Here is a 19670-nt window from a genome sequence, read left to right as displayed (position 1 = left end):
TCCTCAGTGAGACGTTTTCTCCGAGGATACCGCGTCTCGCTCTCTTCCGTAATCCTCTTGCAGTACACCGGCGAGGAAATCGTTGCTGCCGGCCAGCCAGGCGCAATCGCTGCCGGACCATTCGGCCCACGCCTGCCATACCTGGCCTTTCAGCTGTTTCCAGCGCCCAACGATGATGTCGCTGTTCATGGCCGGCCCTCCCCGAGGTGAGAAAAGGAATTAAGCTTTGTTACAGTTTACGGGAAAATGCCGACCGGCTAAGGGCGCCGACGGCCGGTGAACAGGCTGACCAGGAACAGGATGATGCCGACAACGAACACCACCTTGGCGGCCCAGGCGGCGGTGCCCGCCAGCGAACCGAATCCCAGTGCCGCAGCGATAAGCGCGATGACTAAAAAGATAATGCCCCAACGAAACATAAGCTTCTCCTTACCATTGTGAAAAAATTCGCTGCTGTCTGCCGCCCCGACAACGGGACGTCGACGGCAAATCAGTTTCTTTTTTTGGTGGTACATGTCGGGCCGCCTTCACGGCCCGACAGATGCGGCTTGTTGTTACTTGTTACGGGCGCCTGGCGGGATTACGGCTTGACCACCAGGTCGTTTTTCACGCTTTTCACGCCGTCGATGGCCTTGGCGATGCTTTCGGCACGCTCAGACTGCGCCTGCGTTTTCACCTCACCGGAAAGCTGCACCACGCCATCGGTGGTTTCCACTTTCACATTGCGCGACGGCACGATGTCATCGGCCAGCAGCTTGGCTTTCAGCTCGCTGGTGGTGGCGGTGTCGCCGGCATACGATTTGATCGACTGGTTGGCTTCGTCCTTCACATGCAGCTTGTCGCTGACGGTCTTGACGCCTTCCACCTTACCGGCAACCGCGACCGCATGTTCCGCCTGCGCCTGGCTGCCGACAAACCCGCTCAGGATCACGGCGCCTTTTTCGGTTTTCACCGAAATGTCAGCGCTTTTGATGGTCTTATCTTCCACCAACGCACTTTTAACTTTAGCCGTTATCGCGCTGTCATCCATGTAACCGTCAACTTTTTTCATGGAGCTATCGATTTTGGCACCGGCACTATCCGCGGCGTTAGACGCCTTGTTTAACAGGCTGTCTTCGGCCAGTGCAGTGCCGCTCACCAAAGCAGAACCCAAAACAACAGCCATCAGCGAGTGTGCAAATTTGGTCTTTTTCATCGATCTCTTCCTTTTGTTGGGGGCCCGCAGCGCCAAAGCGCCGGAACCCTTCAGCCGCCTTCACGCGGCCTCTCGGTAAATACTTCATCATCGCTATACGATTAAGCGTTCACGACAGGAGTATTGCAACGGCCGTGCCAATCCAATAAATACCTTATTTATCAAAGAGAAAAATTCTTCAGTTGGATTTTTAATCAACAAACTGTCGTCTATTGACGACAGACTAAGCCACACAAAACTGAAATATGCCTATCTCATTGATATTTAAAGATACTGACTGTCTCCTATCGGCAACACATCAGAATAACTCACCAAACAAGCAACGTATTGCAGTGATTTACTCTCAAGCAATGTGCGAACATCCTGTTAAAGATAGACCATCAGACGGAAAATGCAGGCCGAACGAACGCCGCCTGGCGACATCTGTTCGCAGGGTAAAATATGAGTAAGGTTTATTAATTAGCGCAGTTAGGGTGGGAGGAGCGTGCAGGGCGCACCGGGCGCCCTGCCGATTGATCAGTGTTCGCGGGTTTTGCGGAAGGTCACGTCAGGATAACGTTCCTGCGTCAGGTTGAGGTTCACCATGGTCGGCGCGATGTAGGACAGGTTGTCCCCACCGTCCAGCGCCAGGTTGATCTCGTTCTTGCGCTTGAACTCTTCGAACTTCTTCACGTCGTCGCACTCAACCCAGCGCGCCGTCGACACGTTGACCGACTCATACAGCGCTTCCACGTTGTACTCGCTCTTCAAACGCGCCACGACCACGTCGAACTGCAGCACGCCGACCGCACCGACGATCAGATCGTTGTTGGCGATCGGGCGGAACACCTGCACCGCGCCCTCTTCGGACAACTGCACCAACCCCTTCAACAGCTGTTTCTGCTTCAGCGGATCGCGCAGGCGGATGCGGCGGAACAGTTCCGGCGCGAAGTTCGGGATGCCGGTGAACTTCATGTCTTCACCCTGGGTGAAGGTATCGCCGATCTGAATGGTGCCATGGTTGTGCAGACCGATGATGTCGCCCGGGTAGGCTTCTTCCACGTGCGAACGGTCGCCGGCCATAAAGGTCAGCGCGTCGGAGATCACCACGTCTTTGCCGGTGCGCACCTGGCGCAGCTTCATGCCCTTCTCATAACGGCCGGAAACCACGCGCATAAAGGCCACGCGGTCGCGGTGCTTCGGATCCATGTTGGCCTGGATCTTGAACACAAAGCCGGTGAATTTCTCTTCCGCCGCCGTCACTTCGCGGGTGTCGGTTTTGCGCGGCATCGGCGCCGGCGCCCAGGCCACCAGGCCGTCCAGCATATGATCCACGCCGAAGTTGCCGAGTGCGGTACCGAAGAACACCGGCGTCAGCTCGCCACTCAGGAAAGCCTCCTGATCGAACTCGTGAGAAGCGCCCTGCACCAATTCCAGCTCATCGCGCAGCTGCGCCGCCAGATCTTCGCCCACCGCCGCATCCAGCTCAGGGTTGTTCAGGCCCTTGACGATGCGCACTTCCTGAATGGTGTGGCCTTTACCGGTCTGGTACAGGTAGGTTTCATCCTTGTACAGGTGGTAAACGCCCTTGAACAGCTTGCCGCAGCCGATCGGCCAGGTGATGGGCGAACAGGCGATCTTCAGTTCGCGTTCGACTTCATCCATCACCTCCATCGGATCGCGGATGTCGCGGTCCAGCTTGTTCATGAAGGTCAGGATCGGCGTGTCGCGCAGGCGGGTGACTTCCATCAGCTTGCGGGTGCGATCCTCAACGCCCTTGGCGGCGTCGATCACCATCAGACAGCAGTCGACCGCGGTCAGGGTGCGATACGTATCTTCGGAGAAGTCTTCGTGCCCCGGGGTGTCCAGCAGGTTGACCAGGCTGTCGCGATACGGGAACTGCATCACCGAGGTGGTGATCGAGATCCCACGCTGCTTTTCCATTTCCATCCAGTCGGATTTGGCGTGCTGGCTGGAGCCGCGGCCTTTTACCGTACCGGCGGTCTGGATCGCCTGTCCGAACAGCAGCACTTTTTCGGTAATGGTGGTTTTACCGGCATCGGGGTGCGAGATGATGGCGAAAGTTCTTCTTTTGGAGACTTCGCGGGCAAATTCACTAGGAGACATGGTTTTCAGGTTCTACGGTTAGTCCGCCCTGCGACATCATCAGAACGCGCCGATCGCGGCGCCGGGCAAAGCGGTGAATAAAAGATAACAGCCGGGCATTTTCGCCGATTTGCCAACCGGTGACAATCAATGCTTTTTCCGACCGGGCTGATTACCCCAGCGGCATCGCCATCACGATCGCGTCTTCGCGGCCGTGGGCGCTCGGGTAATAATTGCGGCGCACGGTGACTTCGTTGAAACCGAGATCTTCATACAGCGCGATCGCCGCCTGGTTGGAGGCGCGGACTTCCAGCCACAGCGTGACCACGCCGCGGCTCTCCAGCTGTTCGATCAACGCGTTGAGCAGCAGGCGGCCAAAGCCCCGGCGCTGGTGCTGCGGATGAATGGCGATGTTGAACAGCGTGGCTTCGTCCAGCACGATCTGCGTGATGGCGAACCCCGCCATCTCCCCATCGGCGCTCAGCTTCAGGTTAAGGTAGCGATCGCCCTGATTGCTGGCAAAGGTGGTTTCCGTCCAGGGGAAAGCGTGGCTGGCTTGCTCAATGGTGAAGGCCGTGGCCAGGTCGGCCGCCGTCAGGGTAGAAATCGTGTTCATGATGACAAATCTGCTGCCAGAGGGCGCGTTTGGCCCCCGCGTCTTGAGAAAGCTCGGCCAGCGCCGGGCTGTGTAGCTGCGCGCCGGCGACCGCAAGCGGCTCCGCCACGCCCAGCCGCCAACTGTTACATGCGGTCTCTGCAGGCAGCATCGCCACCTGTTCCGGCGTCAGGCTGTAAGTTTGCGCCGGCGTCAGCCCCAGGCTGCGCAGCACGTCGCAAAACAGCGGATCGTCGGGCGCCGGCAGCGTCTGCGCCACCACCAGCAGGCGCGTCTCGGGCGGCAGACTGACCGCCACTTCGCCCTGCAACACGCCCGGGCGGCGCAATGTCCACTGCGTAATACCCAGTTGTTGTAACAGCCAGTCGCGTTTTGATGCCATGCCGATTCCTACCCGTTGTGGTGCGCCATGCCTGCCATGCGCCGCGCTATGCTAACAAACCCGTGCAGCCCGCGCCAACAAACCCGTCGAACATATCGCCACAAAGCTCTATAATCCCCGGTCTCATTTCCAGGAGCCAATATCTGATGTCTGCATTAACCCCCGCCAGTGAAGTCATGCTGCGCCACAGTGATGAATTTATCGAACGCCGCGTGCTGTTTGCCGGCGACCTGCAGGACAGCCTGCCGGCCCAATTCGAGGCCGCGGACGTGCGCGTCCACACACAGCAATACCATCACTGGCAGTTACTGAACCGGACGATGGGCGATAACGTGCAGTTCGGTTTGACCGTCGATCCCGCTTTCGTCGCCGACTGCGACACGCTGGTGTACTACTGGCCGAAGAGCAAACAGGAAGCGCAATTCCAGCTGTGCAACCTCCTGGCGCTGCTGCCGGTGGGCGCGGACGTGTTCGTGGTCGGTGAAAACCGCAGCGGCGTGCGCAGCGCCGAGCCGACGCTGGAAGGCCACGTCACGCTGGTGAAAATCGACAGCGCGCGCCGCTGCGGCCTGTATCACGGCCGCCTGGACGCGCAGACCGAGTTCGACCTGAACGACTGGTGGGACAGCTATCAGCTGCACGATCTGGAAGTGAAAACGCTGCCGGGCGTGTTCAGCCGCGACGGCCTGGACGTCGGCAGCTCACTGCTGCTATCGACGCTGGAAAAACACATGAAAGGCAAGGTGCTGGACATCGGCTGCGGCGCCGGCGTGATGGCCTCGGTGATGGCCAAGCTGTCGCCGAAGGTGAAACTGACCCTCAGCGACGTCAACGCCGCCGCGGTGGAGTCCAGCCGCGCGACGCTGGCCGCCAACGGCATCGAAGGCGAAGTGATCGTCAGCAACGTTTACTCCGACATCACCGGCCGTTTCGACATGATCATCTCCAACCCGCCGTTCCACGACGGGCTGCAGACCAGCCTGACCGCTGCCGAAACCCTGATCCGCGGCGCGGTGAAGCACCTGCCGATCGGCGGTCAGCTGCGCATCGTCGCCAACGCCTTCCTGCCCTACCCGGACATTCTGGACGCCACCTTCGGCAGCCACGAAGTGCTGGCGCAAAACGGCCGCTTCAAGGTGTACCAAGCGACCGTCGGCCGTCCGCCGCGCGCGCCGAAGAAGAAATAATTCGCCGTTGGCGGAAAACGACAGAGCGCGGCCTGCAGGCCGCGCTTTTTTTTAACCGTTGATGTAGGTCATCGACTCCGCGCCGTAGCGATCGCCGGCCGCCGCGCTCAGCGGAAACACCGCTTCTATCGCCGCCAGTTCAGCCGCGCTCAGCGCGATCTCCGCCGCAGCGACGTTCTCTTCCAGATAGCGACGGCGCTTGGTGCCGGGGATCGGCACGATGTGTTCCCCCTGCGCCAATACCCAGGCCAGCGCCAGCTGTGAAGGTTTGACGCCCTTCTGCGCCGCCAGCTCGCTCACCTTCTCCACCAGCGCCAGGTTGCGGGCGAAGTTTTCCCCCTGGAAGCGCGGGTTGCCACGGCGGAAATCGTCCTCGGCCAGATCCTCCGGCCGCCGGATAGCGCCGGTGAGGAAACCGCGTCCTAACGGGCTGTAGGGCACAAAGCCGATGCCCAGGCGCTCGCAGGCCGCCAGTACGCCCTGCTCGGCGTCGCGCGTCCACAGCGAATACTCGGTCTGCAGCGCGGTGATCGGATGTACCTTGTGCGCCCGCTCCAGCGTGGCGACCGACGCCTCGCTCAGGCCGATGTGGCGGATCTTGCCTTCGCGGATCAGATCCGCCATCGTGCCCACGACGTCCTCGATCGGCACTTGCGGATCGACCCGGTGCTGATAATAGGAATAAAACTACACCACAAAAATATTGATAATATTAGATAAAATAAAAACAAAAATAAAAATTACACACATAGATATACACACTTACTCGAACTAATAGCTCATTGAAACAAACGACTAAAAATCGTACTCACCCGTTATTATCTAAACCGATTTCCTGAAAAAAAAGATTTTAGGTAAAACTATGCACCCTCTACACCAAACATTTTTATTTATTTAAATCAATATGATAAGTGATTAATACTCCTGTAGTCACCATTCACTGCCCTACACCTTTCGATGCAGGGCCATTGTCTCTTGCGAAAAAAAAGTCTGAATCAACACGCAAGCCGACCATGCCAACAGACTCTCCTCATGTACAGACCTGCATTCAGTCCTCCCCCAATCCTGCGGCTGTTCCTCGAATAAATCGGCGACGCATATCCTGCAGAGAGCCCTCTTTCTTTCCACCCAACAAATGAACCGGCATCATCCTGACCGGCTTTCCGTCAACATTTGGCGCTGAAAGTATCTGCATATAACGCTTGCGCGCCCCTCTTGCTCCCCGCTCATACCATTGCCAACTTTTCACCACGTCAGGGCACGCCCGGCGCAAGTAAGACATCACATTTCCTGCACTGTCGAGATTTATTCCAAACGTTTTCGCCACATCATGACGACTAAAAGGCTTTCCCAGACGCCAGCAGCGCCACCCGCTGATAAAGAGGAGTGTGCTCACTCCCCCGCATCACGATAACGCCCGCTTCGCCCAATGGTGGTGATGCCTCCTGAACACAAGGGGCTTCCTGTTTCTTTTTCATTCCTGCCTCCCCTCCTGTTCATCAAGAAGCCTCGCACCCGTTTAACAATACCTTAAACAAGCTGTTTCGATTAATTGGTGTTATGGAGCACATTGCGGGGCAACGATTCCTGTAATGGCGACATCAGCGGTAACCCCGCATCTTTCAACCAAACGTGATTAAAGCGTGCGGCATTCGCCGCCGTATACAGCACGGTATGTCGAATATTGCGATGCCCAAGGTAATCCTGTATCAACCGCGTATCATTCCCCCGCTCTGCGAGATTATATCCACAGGCGTGCCTGAGCATATGAGGATGAACTGGAAGCGATAAATTGGCACGTTCACCATAACGCCGCAGTAACTGGTAAAACCCTTGCCGTGACAATCGATTGCCCCTACGCGACAAAAATAACCAGGGCTGGCATTGCCCCGTCAACGCCTGTCGTTCAGCAAGCCACACCTGCAAGGCCGCATTCTCCTCCGGCAGCAAGGGATGACTGGTACTCATCCCGCCTTTGAGTCTGGCGATATAAATCTTCCTGGACAACGGGTCGTAATCCGCCAGTCGTAAAGCCGTCAACTCACTGACCCTGAGGCCGTGCAAAAACGCCATGCTTGTCATACAATAATCACGAACAGAAACCATATTCATAGAAATAGTCTTAAGTAGCCTTGTTATTTCTTCCCCAGTTAGATATTTGCGCTTCATCACACCCTCACCATTTAGGAGTAGTCTTATATCGGTTCGGTATTGAAGGTAGCAGCAACGCCTGACTTGAAAAGGGATTTTGTTTTATTTGATATAATTAAGACAATAATATCAACAATTTCAGTCACAGCACTATAATGCACCATGATAAATCAATCCACTTATAGAAACACAGGCAGCCCCTGCCAGTCACAAAAACTCGCACTCCACAACTAATGAATAGTTACACCTGCTTATTTATTAAGCGCCATTAATGCCTGGCGACACCAAGCCAATTTTAAAAAGACAAAAACCTCCACCGCTAACTTCACAACACAGCAACGCTAATTATCCACTTCGCCTACTATAATAATATCGCCCGAACATCTCTCGCTATAGCGAATAAGTACTTCCTCTCCGGCCTTAAATGCGTTCACATAATAGGGCGATACAATGACATCCTTCAGAACATAATACCCCACCCTATCTACCGTATAAGTCAGTTGTAATTTCACCGACACCTTCCCCACCACAACCTGTCTCTTATGTGGCGTAGCATTCACAATCAGCGCACGGGTTTCCTTTCCATGCTTCATAATGACCCGATTTTTTCGGGCCGCTCGGCAAGCGTTCCAAATCCCCACCATGACCAGCAGCAATAGCGCCAGGATAAGGGCCACATTTGACCAGAACGCAACATTGACCATACCCACACCATTCCCCTTCACGCAATCGTCGTCAGGGCGCTCACAAACGCACTGTAATCACTCTTGAAAGAGAGAAGAGTACTGGTGAGCGTTTTATTACCGCTGACAAATTCAAGATGGTTATCATGTTTTGATAATTTAAACGGCGTGTTACTGATGGAGAACATGCCCATCGAAACACTCGACGCCGTAAAACTGACCGATGAGTTGGTAAAACTGACCGAACTGCCGGTAAAGCTTTCCGATGCACCCGTCATGCTGAAAGAGTGGCCGGTAAAGCTTTCGCTGTGCCCCTTGCCGGTAGTGGCCTTTTGATTGGGCGCATCCAGCGTGATTTTCGTGGCGCTTTTAATGTTCACATCCGCATCGGACAGGATGTTAATGGTACCCGTCACCGACTTCGTCCATTCCCCCGTCGTGTCCTCGCGCTCGTTGCCGGTTATCTTTTTTTTTGCATCGCCAACGATGTCAATGGACCGACCACCCTCGCTGATGATTATCGTTTGGCCACCGGCGTGTATCTTCAGCGTTTGGCCACCGGCGGTGAGGGTGGTTGTTTGCCCGTCCCGGTATTCCTCAACCAGCTCGCCGTCAATGATAACCGTCTGCTTGCCGTGCAAGGTAGTCGTGCTGTCCCCCGTGACCTCTCGGTTATCACCGCCCGCCGCGATATCAACCTGCCGCCCCTTGGCGATACGTACACGCTGGCTATCATCGAACGTGTAGCGGTCTTCGCCCTTCACCCGCGTGGTCCGTGCCCCCTCGATATTCACCGTCAGGTCACGTTCAGTGCTCATGCTCATGTCACGTTCGGCGTGCATGTCAAACGTCTCACGCCCCGGTGCATCGTCAAACACCAAAAAGCTGCCGTTCTCGGGGGTTCCGCCCGCAGAACGCGTCATGAAGCCCATTTTGGTCGCATCCGCCGGCAAATCCCACGGCGGCATGCTGTCCTGGTTATACACGCGGCCGGTGACGATGGGACGGTCCGGGTCACCGTTGATAAAATCGACGATAACCTCCTCCCCGACACGAGGCACCTGGAGACTGCCATAGCCCCATCCGGCCCAGGCGCTGGACACACGCACCCAGCAGGCTGCCTGGTCATTACCGGGGGCGTTATGGCGGTCCCAACGGAACCTGAGTTTGATGCGCCCGTATTCATCGGTCCAGATGGTCTGCCCCTGTGGCCCCACCACCTCCGCTGTTTGCGGGCCGTATGTCCGCGGCCAGGCAGTTTGCCGGGCTGGACGCCAGCTCAGGGCCGCCGGGTGGGCGGTAAAGACCGTGCGATGTACCGGTGTCGCCTCTTCGTCATCCTGACTGTAATAACCGGCCTCACTGAAAAAATACTCTGCACCGCTGACGATATAGGTCCGGTTATCTTCCGGGCGCGCCGCCCGCGTCAGGGTAAAGGCATGCCCTGGTGCCATGCCCAGCGACGGGGTTTCCCCCGACATCTGTGCCTGTGCACACGCAAGCTCCTGCTGGCGAATTCGACCGTAAAATGCCCCGTCGTCATGCCGGGTATACCGCCCCGGCCAGTCAAACACGACGGCCTCTTGCTGGCCGTCAGGGGCGGGATTTTGTCTCGCTTGCAGCAGGTTGGCACGCGGCCGGCGAAAATCATAGTCGTCAGTCAGATACAGCGACGCGGACATCGTCTCGGACACCCGCCAGTGTGCAATCCCCAGCTCGGAGACATCACTCGCCGTCTCGTCAATACACGGGAAGGTGGCGAAACCACTGAGCACCTCGTGCTGCTCGGGTGCATCAGCCAGCACCAGCGTGTGTTTCCCGTTATCGTGCAGGAAGTAGTAATAGATACCTTCATGCTCCATCAGGCGGCTGATAAAATCGAAGTCGCTTTCCTGATATTGCACGCAATACTCCCAACACCGATAATCCCAGCTCAGGCGGTTCTCAAACGCAATATTCTGCTCACGCAACAGTGTGGTGATGATGTCCGGCACGCTTTTCTCTTGCCATATCCGGCAATCCCGTCCCTGCCCCAGATACCACAAGGCGGGTTTGACGGTAAGGGTATAACGGTCATAGCGGTCATTGCTGTCCCGCCCCTTGACCTCAACCCGCGTCATGATGCCCGACAAATAGCGTGGTGGGGTCAGCGGGGTTTGGTAACATCCCACCGTCAGCGTTTGCCCCAGCAGTTTTTTAGGGTCGACAGGTTGCGCTTCGCAAAGCACGTCGACATGGAAGGTGTACAGTGATGACAGGGCTTCCTTGCCGGTCAATGATTGAAAAAAAAAGGGGGTATCATCAAGCGAGGTATGGACCGTTATCATTCTGTTCATCGTGTTTTCTCCATAAAACTCTCACATCACTGACGTCATCACCTCAGTGAAAAATCAAACACCAGCACGCCGTTATCGTCACTGAGCAGGGGGGCCACAAATTGCTTGAACGCGTCATGGGCCTCATCGTAATCCCCCTCTGTATCTACCAGAGGTTTTCCCACGTAATAATTGCGGTCACCTTCAGACTTGAACGTCACAATAAATCCCTGTTCAAATCCGCCATCCACCCCTTCCCCACTGTTTTGCACACCTTCAACAATAGAGAGAATATAAGGCGCATCCGCCCCCGGTCGCATTGAGCGCTTGAGCGATAAAAACCGACTCGTCACTGCATCCCGCTGGGCTTGCGTGATGGTCTTTTTATATTTAAACAGCACGATATGCTTTAAAAGCCCAGGCTTATAGTCGCCCGCGGTAAACACACCACCACCGACAGATTGGCGTTGTTGACTCAATTTATCAAACATGGCGCCCTCTTTATCCTGAAAATAAATACACAGGCCAATAAAAACCGCAGAAAACAACAGTAATCCGATTATCATTACTTTGGTCATTCACCCATTCCATTTATACATTATTGAAACAGCAAAAAGCATCAGCGAGGAAGTAGAAAAAATGTCACCCCGACATTGTGGGGTGACCAACAGGGAAGTCTGGCAAAAGGAATACACATTTCACATCATCCCCAAGGGATGCATTAATCCTCCTCACGGGAGGCGTGCAAAGTCAAATATTTTTAATGATACCCCTGTCTTTCGGAAAACATTCGCCACAAACAATAATGCCCATCACATCAATAAACCTTATTCGCAGCATTTAGCCCTCGCTATAACGGCGTTTACTCAGCCCCCGGAACTGGATAGGCCGAAAATAAAGCCGTAACCGTTTGCCCGATATCTTCCTGACTCACCGCCTTATCCGCATCCAGGACATGGCTGGCTGTCGCGCGCCACACCAGTTGGCGCTTATTCCTGTCAACCAGATCCACTGTCAACATGCCCTCGGTATACGTCCATAGGCTTTGATTATACCCTGCCCAGCCAGCGTACCCGACACGGCCAATTAGAGAGGGCTCATCATCCATCTGCACTTTGTTCTGTGTAGAAGCATGCCAATAAATCAAGAGGTCGGGACGGGCGCTGAATGTATAACCTCGTCGCTGCATTTCCTGAGCAACAGACAGACGAATGTACTCATCCGTCAGCGTTTGGTACTTTTCTTCTTTGGCAGCAAAACCGTAGGTGTGATACTGACTGAAATTGACGCCATGATCGTAATCGGCGGTCACCTGCGGTTTCTCAGCACAAGCCGACAAAAGCAGGATTGAGCCCGCCATCATAAAACCCCAAAATATACGCATAACACACCTCGCAAGCAGTCTTTGGCCATCACACCGACATTTACGCCTCCTATTGGAAATGGCCACCGGGATTTGGCGTTGACGTCAGTTGCAACGCCATACCTTATTACGTTACCCGTGGCATCGACCGTTATCGAAGCACGGGACATGTGGCTTCTCGCTTAAAATTGATAACTGGCACTCAGAAACGCCATACCGGCCAGGCTCTTCTCCACCAATGGGCTGTCCGCCGCATCACCGGTCAGCCGATACACTTCCACGCCCCCTTGTAATGCCACGCTGGATGTCCACTGGTAGTTCAATGCCGCTTCTGCCGTCACCTGCCTGATGCCGGATTTAGGATGATAAGCCGCAAAGTCCGTTCGTGCCGCTTGCGCCGGCGTCACGCCAAAATACCCGCGCTGATAACCGCCATTGGCCCAGGTCGCGTAAAACTTGCTGCTCAGCGTCCATTGCGCGTCAAGGTCATGTTCACCGTCGCCCCCCAGGTCTACTAGGCCGTATGCCCAAGCGCCTCATCGCCGTAGTCGCGCGAACGCAGTGCCTGCATCCCCTTGACATAAACCCGTGCCGGCGCAAACTGATAACTCAACTCGGCACCGGCCTCCAATGCTCCCCCTAAGTCCCCCATACCGCGCAACTGCGTATTGTGGCCGCCAAGCGTACGTATGCGCTCGTCACGACCGGCATCGTAAGCCATCAGTAACGCCACACCCAGTGGCGACGACAACGGCAATTGCCAGCGGGCTCCCTGTAAAACACCGAGCTCAAACGTGCCCCATGTGGCGTTGCGATAACTGCCGCCTGCGTCATATACCGGCTGCGCGACATAATGCGATGACCCGACATAGGCCGGTTCTGTCGCCACCCCCGCAGCCACATGAAACGCTGCACCCTCATCTTGTGCATAGCTCATGGGCGAGACCGCCCCCGAAAAAACAACAAAAAAAACTTAACAATATTACTGATTTCATTTTGCCACCTCGCGTTGAATACCTTTTCTAGCGATGCCTTTTCAATCGCCAACTCGCCAAAATAGCACCACCCTGTATTTTTCCATCAATTAACGTGCGCTCTATCACTATCCACAACACACCAAAAACATAAACTTTACTTATCAATTCTCCCGATAATAATGTCACTCCATGAACACCATCACACCGAGCCCGCCTCGCACCTGATGGACTCCCCCGTTTAACGTTGAGGAAATGATTTCATGGGAACAGTGATGGTCATCGTGTTTATCTGGCTGTCGTTCAATGCGCTGTTTATTACTTTGATTGCGCTGGCCTACTGGCGTCACTGCCGGAAGGACCACGTCTCACCACTCCAGCCATACGATAAGCCCCAGCAACAGCCCCCATATCACCATGATTACCGTCACCACACCCAGCCACACCATACGACGCCCCATCATTCGCAACCTTCGGACATAGACATGCCGTTGCCGACATCTTTGCATCTTTCCCCCTTACCGAAGACTCTGCCACCTACATCAATCCACTTATCACGCCATGCCCCAGCCGGGACAACCAGCGCCCCACACCACGCCCAGACCAAAACATCACCACCACAGCCCCGAGAAACAACCAGATAACCACAGCTGTCCAGGCGAAATGATTAGCCCGCCGCACACGCTGACGGGTCAGCACGATTAACGTCGTGGTTCCGCGCTTCGCTTTTGACACAGCAGCGCCCGCACCTCACACCAGTGCTGCTCATTCCCGTGCCGGGCCAATTCAAGGCCCGCCAGCCAGTAATTTGCCGCATCATCAAAACACCCGGCCCGTTCCAACGCCGCCGCCTGCTGCAACGTCGCACGCAAGCGCTCGCCAGGTGTCGACATGACATGCAACTCAGGCCAATGCCCGCCGTCATTTTTCTCTTCCCCAGCACGCTTCCACATCACCCTGTCCTCCATAACACCACCAACAGCGCAGCCAGAAGTGGCAAAAGCACCCACAACACCACGCGTTTCAATATCCGCTCCCGAAAATAGTCCGTTTGTTCAAGTACATAATGTCGCCGCCCTCGCTGCCTTCTTCGCATTACCCACCTCCACATCACTGAACGCCTCATGCCTTCACATCGAAACAAATCGCCGCAACAGGTCTGCCACCCCGGATGCGTGGAGTTTTCGCAACGCATTGTGCCGCTGTGCGTACAACGTCTTGTTGTTGCGGTGCTGTAATCGCGCCTGCTGGTGAATGGAGATTTCCATTAATGTCCTGACAAGAACCCAACGCTCGGGGGCGGACAATATCAACGCTGGCATCTGGGGCAGCAATTCATCCTCCCCGGCCTGCGACAACACCACGCGACGCAACCACATTACCGGGCTGCGTGCATCCACAATGCGTACCGGTAGGCGCACCCCGCCACAGACCAGCACCTGCCGGACGGCGTTATTGACCCCGAAGGGTGAAAGAACAACCAAGCGCCGAAAACCCGCTCGCACCATCAGTTCATGTTCCAGATACAACAACTGTTGCAAGGCCTGCGCCGGGTGCGCCGACAGCCGCAAAACCAGACACCGTTCCCCACCGCCATACCCCATGCCTGCCTGCCCAAGGTGTACAGCAACCAGCGCGCTTTCTACCTGCTCATGAGCACTGACAGCTATCGCTGTCGGTGAAAGCGCGGGAAGGGTCAACAAGCCGTGCAACCCAATAAGCCCGAACTGACATGCATCAACCACCGCTATCGACAGAGGGGCCGAGACACGACCGCGGGAAGCGGTTGCAATCTGCCCACTGAAACACTCACTGCCTGTACTCACTGCCATTGTCCCGCCCCTCTTATTCTCATCGCACCGACAACCCGTAGAGCTGAAGCACAATCAGCAGAAGTACGACCCATCCCGCCCCCTGAAAGCCAGACAGCACGACCAACCCAACGAGGGACTGCACCCCCCGACGCCCGGCATTAAACAGCGCTATCAGCACCAGAGTACCACCCCCGACCACCAACAGGCTGCGAGACAGGTCCGACACCAACAAGCCCGCCGCACCGCACCACCACCCGGCCCCGCCCAGCCCCAGGCCAATGCGCACCGTGCCGCCCACCGCCATCTCCCCTTGCACAAACCGCAAAACCCAGGGAGGAAGCCGGGCAGGCAGGGGAGTTACCACGTCTTTGGGGGGCAGCGACAGCATCCCGCCCAACAACAACACACTGAGGCTCAGCCACAGTACCCACAGCCATATCCAGGCTCCCGCCGTCGCACCTTCCATTTTTCGCACCTTCAATAATAAGGGGGAATATAAACGAGCAATAATCGCTATCTTGTTTCCACAATTAATCCAATCCCTATTTTTATGCGCTTTCAATTCGAGTAATAAAAACAACGCGTCTTATCATGTCACCTTCATATCTTTAACACACAAAAACAACACCGCCAGACGCGACACATCCTCTTTTACACAAAAGTCGATATAAACAGAAAAAGGGCACCTACCCCATAATTCACCAGAAGATCGGAGCAAGACTCCTGACGGGAGGTATTCGATGTCAAATTAATTTATTAGCACATAGCATCTCACAATGTTCGCGATAATAATCAGCCATCAAGCGAGTAAATATTACTGAGCAGCAAACTCAAACCTTCCTCCCTTGCATTATTCAGACAGACAAGACGTTCGTGTTTTATGCGGCCATTCTCGCACCGTATCGGTTAAGCTCCTGTCCTCTTCTCCGGCCAGAGCAAGCGACACGAACGGAAAGGGGTCGCAAGAATGTCGAAGCAAATCATCATTCAGAATGGGCAGACTATCTGAGTACGGCAAGAGCTTATGCCAGCACCACAATAAGTCCCAACAACATCCCCCATATCATCACACTCACCGCCCCCACCCCAAACCACATCCATCGACGACTTATCCGACACCACAGGCTATGCCTCATTTCTTTTCCTCGATCCGGACTGCGCAAACTGCTTTTTTCCACATTCATCTCATTACCTTCGCCTTCATGTAACCACTATGTTTGACAAGCGATGCTGTGCTTCCCTCCTTTTTTTCTGCCGGGAAGTCAACGCATTCTGTTATTCCCCCTGCATACTGCGTTTTTGGCACAGGTGCGCTCGTGACTCACACCAATGACGCTCGCGCTCCGATACCGCCAACGTCAACGCCTCCTGCCAATAGGACACGGCCTCGTTGAAACACCCCTTACGCTCCAGCATGGCGGCCTGGCGCATTGCCACACGAAAACGCGCCCTGGGTGTCGACATGGTGTGGACACCAGGCAAAAAATCGCCAACGTCTAACCTCATCATTCTTTCACTTTCTTTCATTATTCCATCTGCCATAACAAGACCATGGATATCCGTGGTTGCGCATCGCAACAAACCAGAGCATGCCGTTACTGCTGCAAAATGCGCACCATTCCACCGGTAAGCAAAACACCAAACATCACGCTATAGAGGAGTTATTTCCAGAGGAGAGTACCCTGATGCCCGTGACTGCCGCCTAAGGATTGGGACGTTGCAAAAACCACTGCCGCATCTGCTGCTGTGCTCGCTCACGCTTAGCCGCGCTGCCACGCGGGCGCGCTGAACATGAGGGAGGCTCGCCAGTCCCCTGCTCAGGTGAAGCAATATCGATAATGTGCAGGCAATATCCTCGCCCTTTCATCAGGGACAGGCACTTGCAGGTGACCCGTGGAGCGTTATTAACCAAATAGCGCATAACCTCCAATGCGCGACGCCTGTCGATATGAAAAGCCTGGGAAATGTCTTCTCGTGACAGCGGTCGCCCGCTCAGCAGACCAAAATGCGCCACCGCTAAATAGAGGGGCATGGGTGGAAAATTGGCCAGGCATTCAGGCAACGTATACACCTCATGATTGGACTGACGCGGTGTAACATACCGACCTGTACCGCCCCCGTCAGAAGAAGGCAAATCTTTTGGGGAGAGGGTATTATGTGTCATATTCACGCTCCTTTTTGACAACCTGTTGCCCTGCTCACCGTAGTGACATCAGGTGCATCCGCAATCAAAACACCGTATTAATACCGACTATTTAATACCGACGGCCTTTATCGCCATGCAATAACCATCGTTCTGCCAATGAAATATGCAACGTGAAGCGAGAGGTAATGATAAATGATGTTACATGCCTGCTGAGCCATTCATAAACCAGGCTTGCCATTTCGTTACCTGTTTTTCGATTTCATCGAGTTGAAACGTTAAATGCATGAATGAACCATGGGGAATGAAACGCATATCCCACCCCACCGTGAGCAGCCCCCTAATAATAACGAGCTGCGTTCGACCTCTCCCCAGGCACTCGCCCGACAAAGCTCGCTGCTCCGCCACATGCTTATCCAGGTGGTTGGCTGAAATGACCTCTGCTATACATGCCGTTATAGTTTGCAATATAACATCACCTGTCGTTATTCTGAACGTACGCGGCAAGTGCTTATGCACATTCCAATATGCCTTATATAATCGCAGTAAATCATCATACACCTTTGGATGCTTAAATATGGATTTCAAGGTATCACTCGCCAAGCAAATTAATTATGAACTTTTACAGTGCGTCGTTAAAATGGGCAGAAGCATACATAAATCGTTAAACACAGAATCAATTTCCCAAACATGTCGAACGTTGGCAGATGAAATCAGTTCGCAACGTTATCAACCGTCGATTTATTCACGCTTTGCCGTCACAGATCCAAAGCTGAGAGAAATCTATGCCCCTTCCTTTCGTGACAGGTTGGTGCAATGCTGGCTGGTTTATCACATAAACCCGTATGTTGAACGTGTGCTAATCGATGACACGTTTGCAAACAGGAAAAACAAAGGCACGCTGGCTGCGGTACAGCGAGTCCAGCGCTTCATGCGCCAACCTGACCACACATATTATCTTCAGTTAGATATCCAGAATTTTTTTAACGCTATACCGCGCACCCCATTGCTGACTCAATGCCAATCCATTACACAACGTTATCTATCAGAAAGCCCGCTCTATGAAACACTGGATTTCATTTTAGAGCGATGCATTCTCCACCCAGTAGCGCGATGCACATGGACTGTTTCTGGCGACAGGCGATTACTGAACACCATCCCCCCACACAAAACCCTACTCGGTGCAGGAAGTGACAAAGGACTCCCACTAGGTTCTTCAGCAAGTCAAATGTTCGCTAATTTATGGCTAAGCCCCTTGGACCACTTCATTAAACATTCACTTAAAGCCCGAGGGTACGTTCGGTATATGGATGACTTGTTTCTACTCGGCAGCTCATCAAAAAAAATGTCTCAATGGCGAGAACTTATCGCCTCGTTCTGCGCGAGCGAATTAAGCCTCACTTTACACCCGAAAAAACAAAGCATTCAAAAATGCAGTCAAGGTGCAGATTATTTGGGGTATCGCGTTTATCCTCATCATCTCCACATGAGAAACCGTAACATTCGCCGGTTCATTTACCGACTGCATTTCTTTAATCAAGTACTATCGGGGCATCCCCCGAGGCACACGCATAATAACTCAGACGCCTTTGTCCACAAGTGGGCAGCCTATCTCAACGGTACCCCCATTACACCCCACTATGAACTACTCACTCAAATTCAGTCAGTCATCAATAGTTATTTGGGCATGATGCAACACACGCAACACTGGCGCCTTCGCAAGCAAATATGGCACCGTTATGCAGGTTTACTTAAAACATGGTTTATCCCCGCTGACGCAAACTACGGCGCCATACGTATCAAACAATACTGTAAACAAGACTGGATTGTGCAGCAGTACAGAGGGTAAGAACACCCTGCCGACACGCAACGTAGTTGCTGTTGCTGTCGTTGTTGTTGTTGACGTTGCCCGTGGTCAAGTTGACGTTGTAGTGGTTACCACTGCTGTTGACCTCGGACGTCCAGGTGTTGTTGCTACTCGGGAAGCCCGAGCCGAACTCACACCCGGCGCTCACTTACCCTCCCTCTTTATTTCAGCTTACCCTCTTTCGAAGTTTGCCCCTTTATAACGCCCTCGCCAATAGGGAGGTCGTGGGGTGGGTCGGTCTTCTTTTATAGCATATTCCTGTTACGCCTTGGCGATACAGTCCTTACGCACCGCCTGCACCACTGCTCAATCCCGCCTTTTGCAACGAGTCATTGTAATGACTACACCCCCGCTTTTTTCTTTACGGCGGCAATAAATCCCGCATCAACAGCAGACGGAAAGGCCTCTGGTTGCCATGATGCCAAAAATCGACAGCACTCACCATCCAATAAAATCTGTACACCGTTTTGCTCCTGCACCTTCTCATTATTTGCCATGTCCATGTGATGTACAATATTGTCCCACCAGGCACGATATTTCTCGGTGTCTATATCATGACAGCCGCATTCATATCCCCACTCCATTTCAATGGCGTCAGGAAGGATTTTGCGAAGTTGAGGCTCCGGAAATCCGCCGTATAATACACGACGACCATTGAGATTTTTGAATGCTCGACTTATCACGCTTAACGTGGGGTATGGACCATTAATCACTGCATAAAGAGACTCCTCATAACACCGCAAGAACAATCCCTCCCTCAATAGGGTTATTTTCCCCTTTCTTGCACTTAAGCCTAATTTTTCTTCAATATTCATGCCGTCTCCTTTATTTCGGACCGGCACCCAAAGGTGCCGGTCAAGGAACAATAAAAACCAAGGTTAAAATCTAAACGCTA

The 19670-nt window shown here is 54.0% G+C and carries 22 protein-coding genes and 1 pseudogene; 2 read left to right on the top strand and 21 right to left on the bottom strand.

All coding sequences use genetic code 11. The features are described from left to right. Positions 1 to 3: 3 nt before the first annotated feature. The 6 genes from J0F90_RS03125 to J0F90_RS03100 form a co-directional block, all read right to left on the bottom strand. Positions 4 to 189: a CsbD family protein gene (locus J0F90_RS03125; protein WP_025305210.1), complete on the bottom strand. Its 186-nt coding sequence runs from the start codon at positions 187 to 189 to the stop codon at positions 4 to 6. A 68-nt stretch (positions 190 to 257) separates the two neighbouring features. After that, on the bottom strand, positions 258 to 419 hold the full coding sequence (locus J0F90_RS03120; RefSeq protein WP_004933089.1) for a DUF1328 domain-containing protein: 162 nt from the start codon (positions 417 to 419) through the stop codon (positions 258 to 260). 161 nt (positions 420 to 580) lie between these two features. Further along, positions 581 to 1195 carry a molecular chaperone OsmY gene (osmY, locus tag J0F90_RS03115; protein ID WP_016929169.1) on the bottom strand — a complete coding sequence of 205 codons (615 nt, stop codon included), beginning with the start codon at positions 1193 to 1195 and terminating at the stop codon, positions 581 to 583. A gap of 516 nt (positions 1196 to 1711) precedes the next feature. Then, positions 1712 to 3301, bottom strand: a complete 1590-nt coding sequence (gene prfC / locus J0F90_RS03110; protein WP_004933094.1) for a peptide chain release factor 3 — start codon at positions 3299 to 3301, stop codon at positions 1712 to 1714. Between the two features lie 151 nt (positions 3302 to 3452). Further along, a complete protein-coding gene (gene rimI, locus J0F90_RS03105) occupies positions 3453 to 3896 on the bottom strand; it encodes a ribosomal protein S18-alanine N-acetyltransferase (protein WP_033641213.1) in 444 nt (147 codons plus the stop codon). Then, on the bottom strand, positions 3841 to 4278 hold the full coding sequence (locus J0F90_RS03100) for a DNA polymerase III subunit psi (RefSeq protein ID WP_016929171.1): 438 nt from the start codon (positions 4276 to 4278) through the stop codon (positions 3841 to 3843). The genes rimI and J0F90_RS03100 overlap by 56 nt, the downstream gene beginning before the upstream one ends. Before the next feature lie 146 nt (positions 4279 to 4424). Here J0F90_RS03100 and rsmC point away from each other — a divergent pair, with 146 nt between their 5' ends. Then, positions 4425 to 5465: a 16S rRNA (guanine(1207)-N(2))-methyltransferase RsmC gene (rsmC, locus tag J0F90_RS03095; RefSeq protein ID WP_028127873.1), complete on the top strand. Its 1041-nt coding sequence runs from the start codon at positions 4425 to 4427 to the stop codon at positions 5463 to 5465. 51 nt (positions 5466 to 5516) lie between these two features. Here the strand turns inward: rsmC and J0F90_RS03090 are convergent. The 14 genes and pseudogenes from J0F90_RS03090 to J0F90_RS03030 all read right to left on the bottom strand — a co-directional run. Then, a pseudogene (locus tag J0F90_RS03090) lies at positions 5517 to 6143 on the bottom strand (aldo/keto reductase); the annotation flags it as partial. Positions 6144 to 6802: 659 nt separating this feature from the next. Beyond that, entirely contained in the window at positions 6803 to 6943 is a 141-nt protein-coding gene (locus J0F90_RS03085; protein WP_154232127.1) for a hypothetical protein, read from the bottom strand. A 70-nt stretch (positions 6944 to 7013) separates the two neighbouring features. Next, positions 7014 to 7634: a tyrosine-type DNA invertase gene (locus tag J0F90_RS03080; RefSeq protein ID WP_080286895.1), complete on the bottom strand. Its 621-nt coding sequence runs from the start codon at positions 7632 to 7634 to the stop codon at positions 7014 to 7016. Between the two features lie 323 nt (positions 7635 to 7957). Further along, entirely contained in the window at positions 7958 to 8326 is a 369-nt protein-coding gene (locus J0F90_RS03075) for a hypothetical protein (RefSeq protein ID WP_126186564.1), read from the bottom strand. An 11-nt stretch (positions 8327 to 8337) separates the two neighbouring features. Then, entirely contained in the window at positions 8338 to 10635 is a 2298-nt protein-coding gene (locus J0F90_RS03070) for a type VI secretion system Vgr family protein (protein WP_033641202.1), read from the bottom strand. Positions 10636 to 10673: 38 nt separating this feature from the next. Continuing rightward, entirely contained in the window at positions 10674 to 11192 is a 519-nt protein-coding gene (locus J0F90_RS03065) for a Dabb family protein (RefSeq protein ID WP_033641203.1), read from the bottom strand. Positions 11193 to 11476: 284 nt separating this feature from the next. Continuing rightward, positions 11477 to 11998, bottom strand: a complete 522-nt coding sequence (locus J0F90_RS03060; RefSeq protein ID WP_033641205.1) for a DUF4136 domain-containing protein — start codon at positions 11996 to 11998, stop codon at positions 11477 to 11479. 161 nt (positions 11999 to 12159) lie between these two features. Next, positions 12160 to 12444, bottom strand: coding sequence for a MipA/OmpV family protein (locus J0F90_RS24785; protein ID WP_261140117.1), 285 nt, complete (start codon positions 12442 to 12444; stop codon positions 12160 to 12162). A gap of 47 nt (positions 12445 to 12491) precedes the next feature. Beyond that, positions 12492 to 12914, bottom strand: a complete 423-nt coding sequence (locus J0F90_RS24780) for a MipA/OmpV family protein (RefSeq protein ID WP_261140115.1) — start codon at positions 12912 to 12914, stop codon at positions 12492 to 12494. A 738-nt stretch (positions 12915 to 13652) separates the two neighbouring features. Continuing rightward, positions 13653 to 13904 carry an ANR family transcriptional regulator gene (locus J0F90_RS03050; protein ID WP_033641206.1) on the bottom strand — a complete coding sequence of 84 codons (252 nt, stop codon included), beginning with the start codon at positions 13902 to 13904 and terminating at the stop codon, positions 13653 to 13655. A 177-nt stretch (positions 13905 to 14081) separates the two neighbouring features. Then, on the bottom strand, positions 14082 to 14783 hold the full coding sequence (locus tag J0F90_RS03045) for a hypothetical protein (protein WP_033641207.1): 702 nt from the start codon (positions 14781 to 14783) through the stop codon (positions 14082 to 14084). A gap of 19 nt (positions 14784 to 14802) precedes the next feature. Next, complete coding sequence (locus J0F90_RS03040; protein ID WP_126186566.1) at positions 14803 to 15345, bottom strand: hypothetical protein; 543 nt, start codon at positions 15343 to 15345, stop codon at positions 14803 to 14805. 695 nt (positions 15346 to 16040) lie between these two features. Continuing rightward, entirely contained in the window at positions 16041 to 16229 is a 189-nt protein-coding gene (locus J0F90_RS03035) for an ANR family transcriptional regulator (RefSeq protein WP_151250762.1), read from the bottom strand. Between the two features lie 238 nt (positions 16230 to 16467). Continuing rightward, on the bottom strand, positions 16468 to 16929 hold the full coding sequence (locus J0F90_RS03030; RefSeq protein ID WP_072009631.1) for a CaiF/GrlA family transcriptional regulator: 462 nt from the start codon (positions 16927 to 16929) through the stop codon (positions 16468 to 16470). A 556-nt stretch (positions 16930 to 17485) separates the two neighbouring features. Between J0F90_RS03030 and J0F90_RS03025 the strand changes: the two genes are divergently transcribed. Further along, positions 17486 to 18757 (top strand): RNA-directed DNA polymerase, encoded by a 1272-nt coding sequence (locus tag J0F90_RS03025; protein WP_072009632.1) that lies wholly within the window; start codon positions 17486 to 17488, stop codon positions 18755 to 18757. Between the two features lie 359 nt (positions 18758 to 19116). Here J0F90_RS03025 and J0F90_RS03020 read toward each other — a convergent pair whose 3' ends face one another. After that, positions 19117 to 19590, bottom strand: a complete 474-nt coding sequence (locus J0F90_RS03020; protein WP_033641211.1) for a hypothetical protein — start codon at positions 19588 to 19590, stop codon at positions 19117 to 19119. Positions 19591 to 19670: the final 80 nt, after the last annotated feature.

Origin of the sequence: Serratia marcescens subsp. marcescens ATCC 13880 (assembly GCF_017299535.1) — a bacterium.
Classification (GTDB): Bacteria; Pseudomonadota; Gammaproteobacteria; order Enterobacterales; family Enterobacteriaceae; genus Serratia; species Serratia marcescens.
Note: the sequence above shows the minus strand (reverse complement) of the source record. Positions and strands in the feature narration are given on the sequence as shown.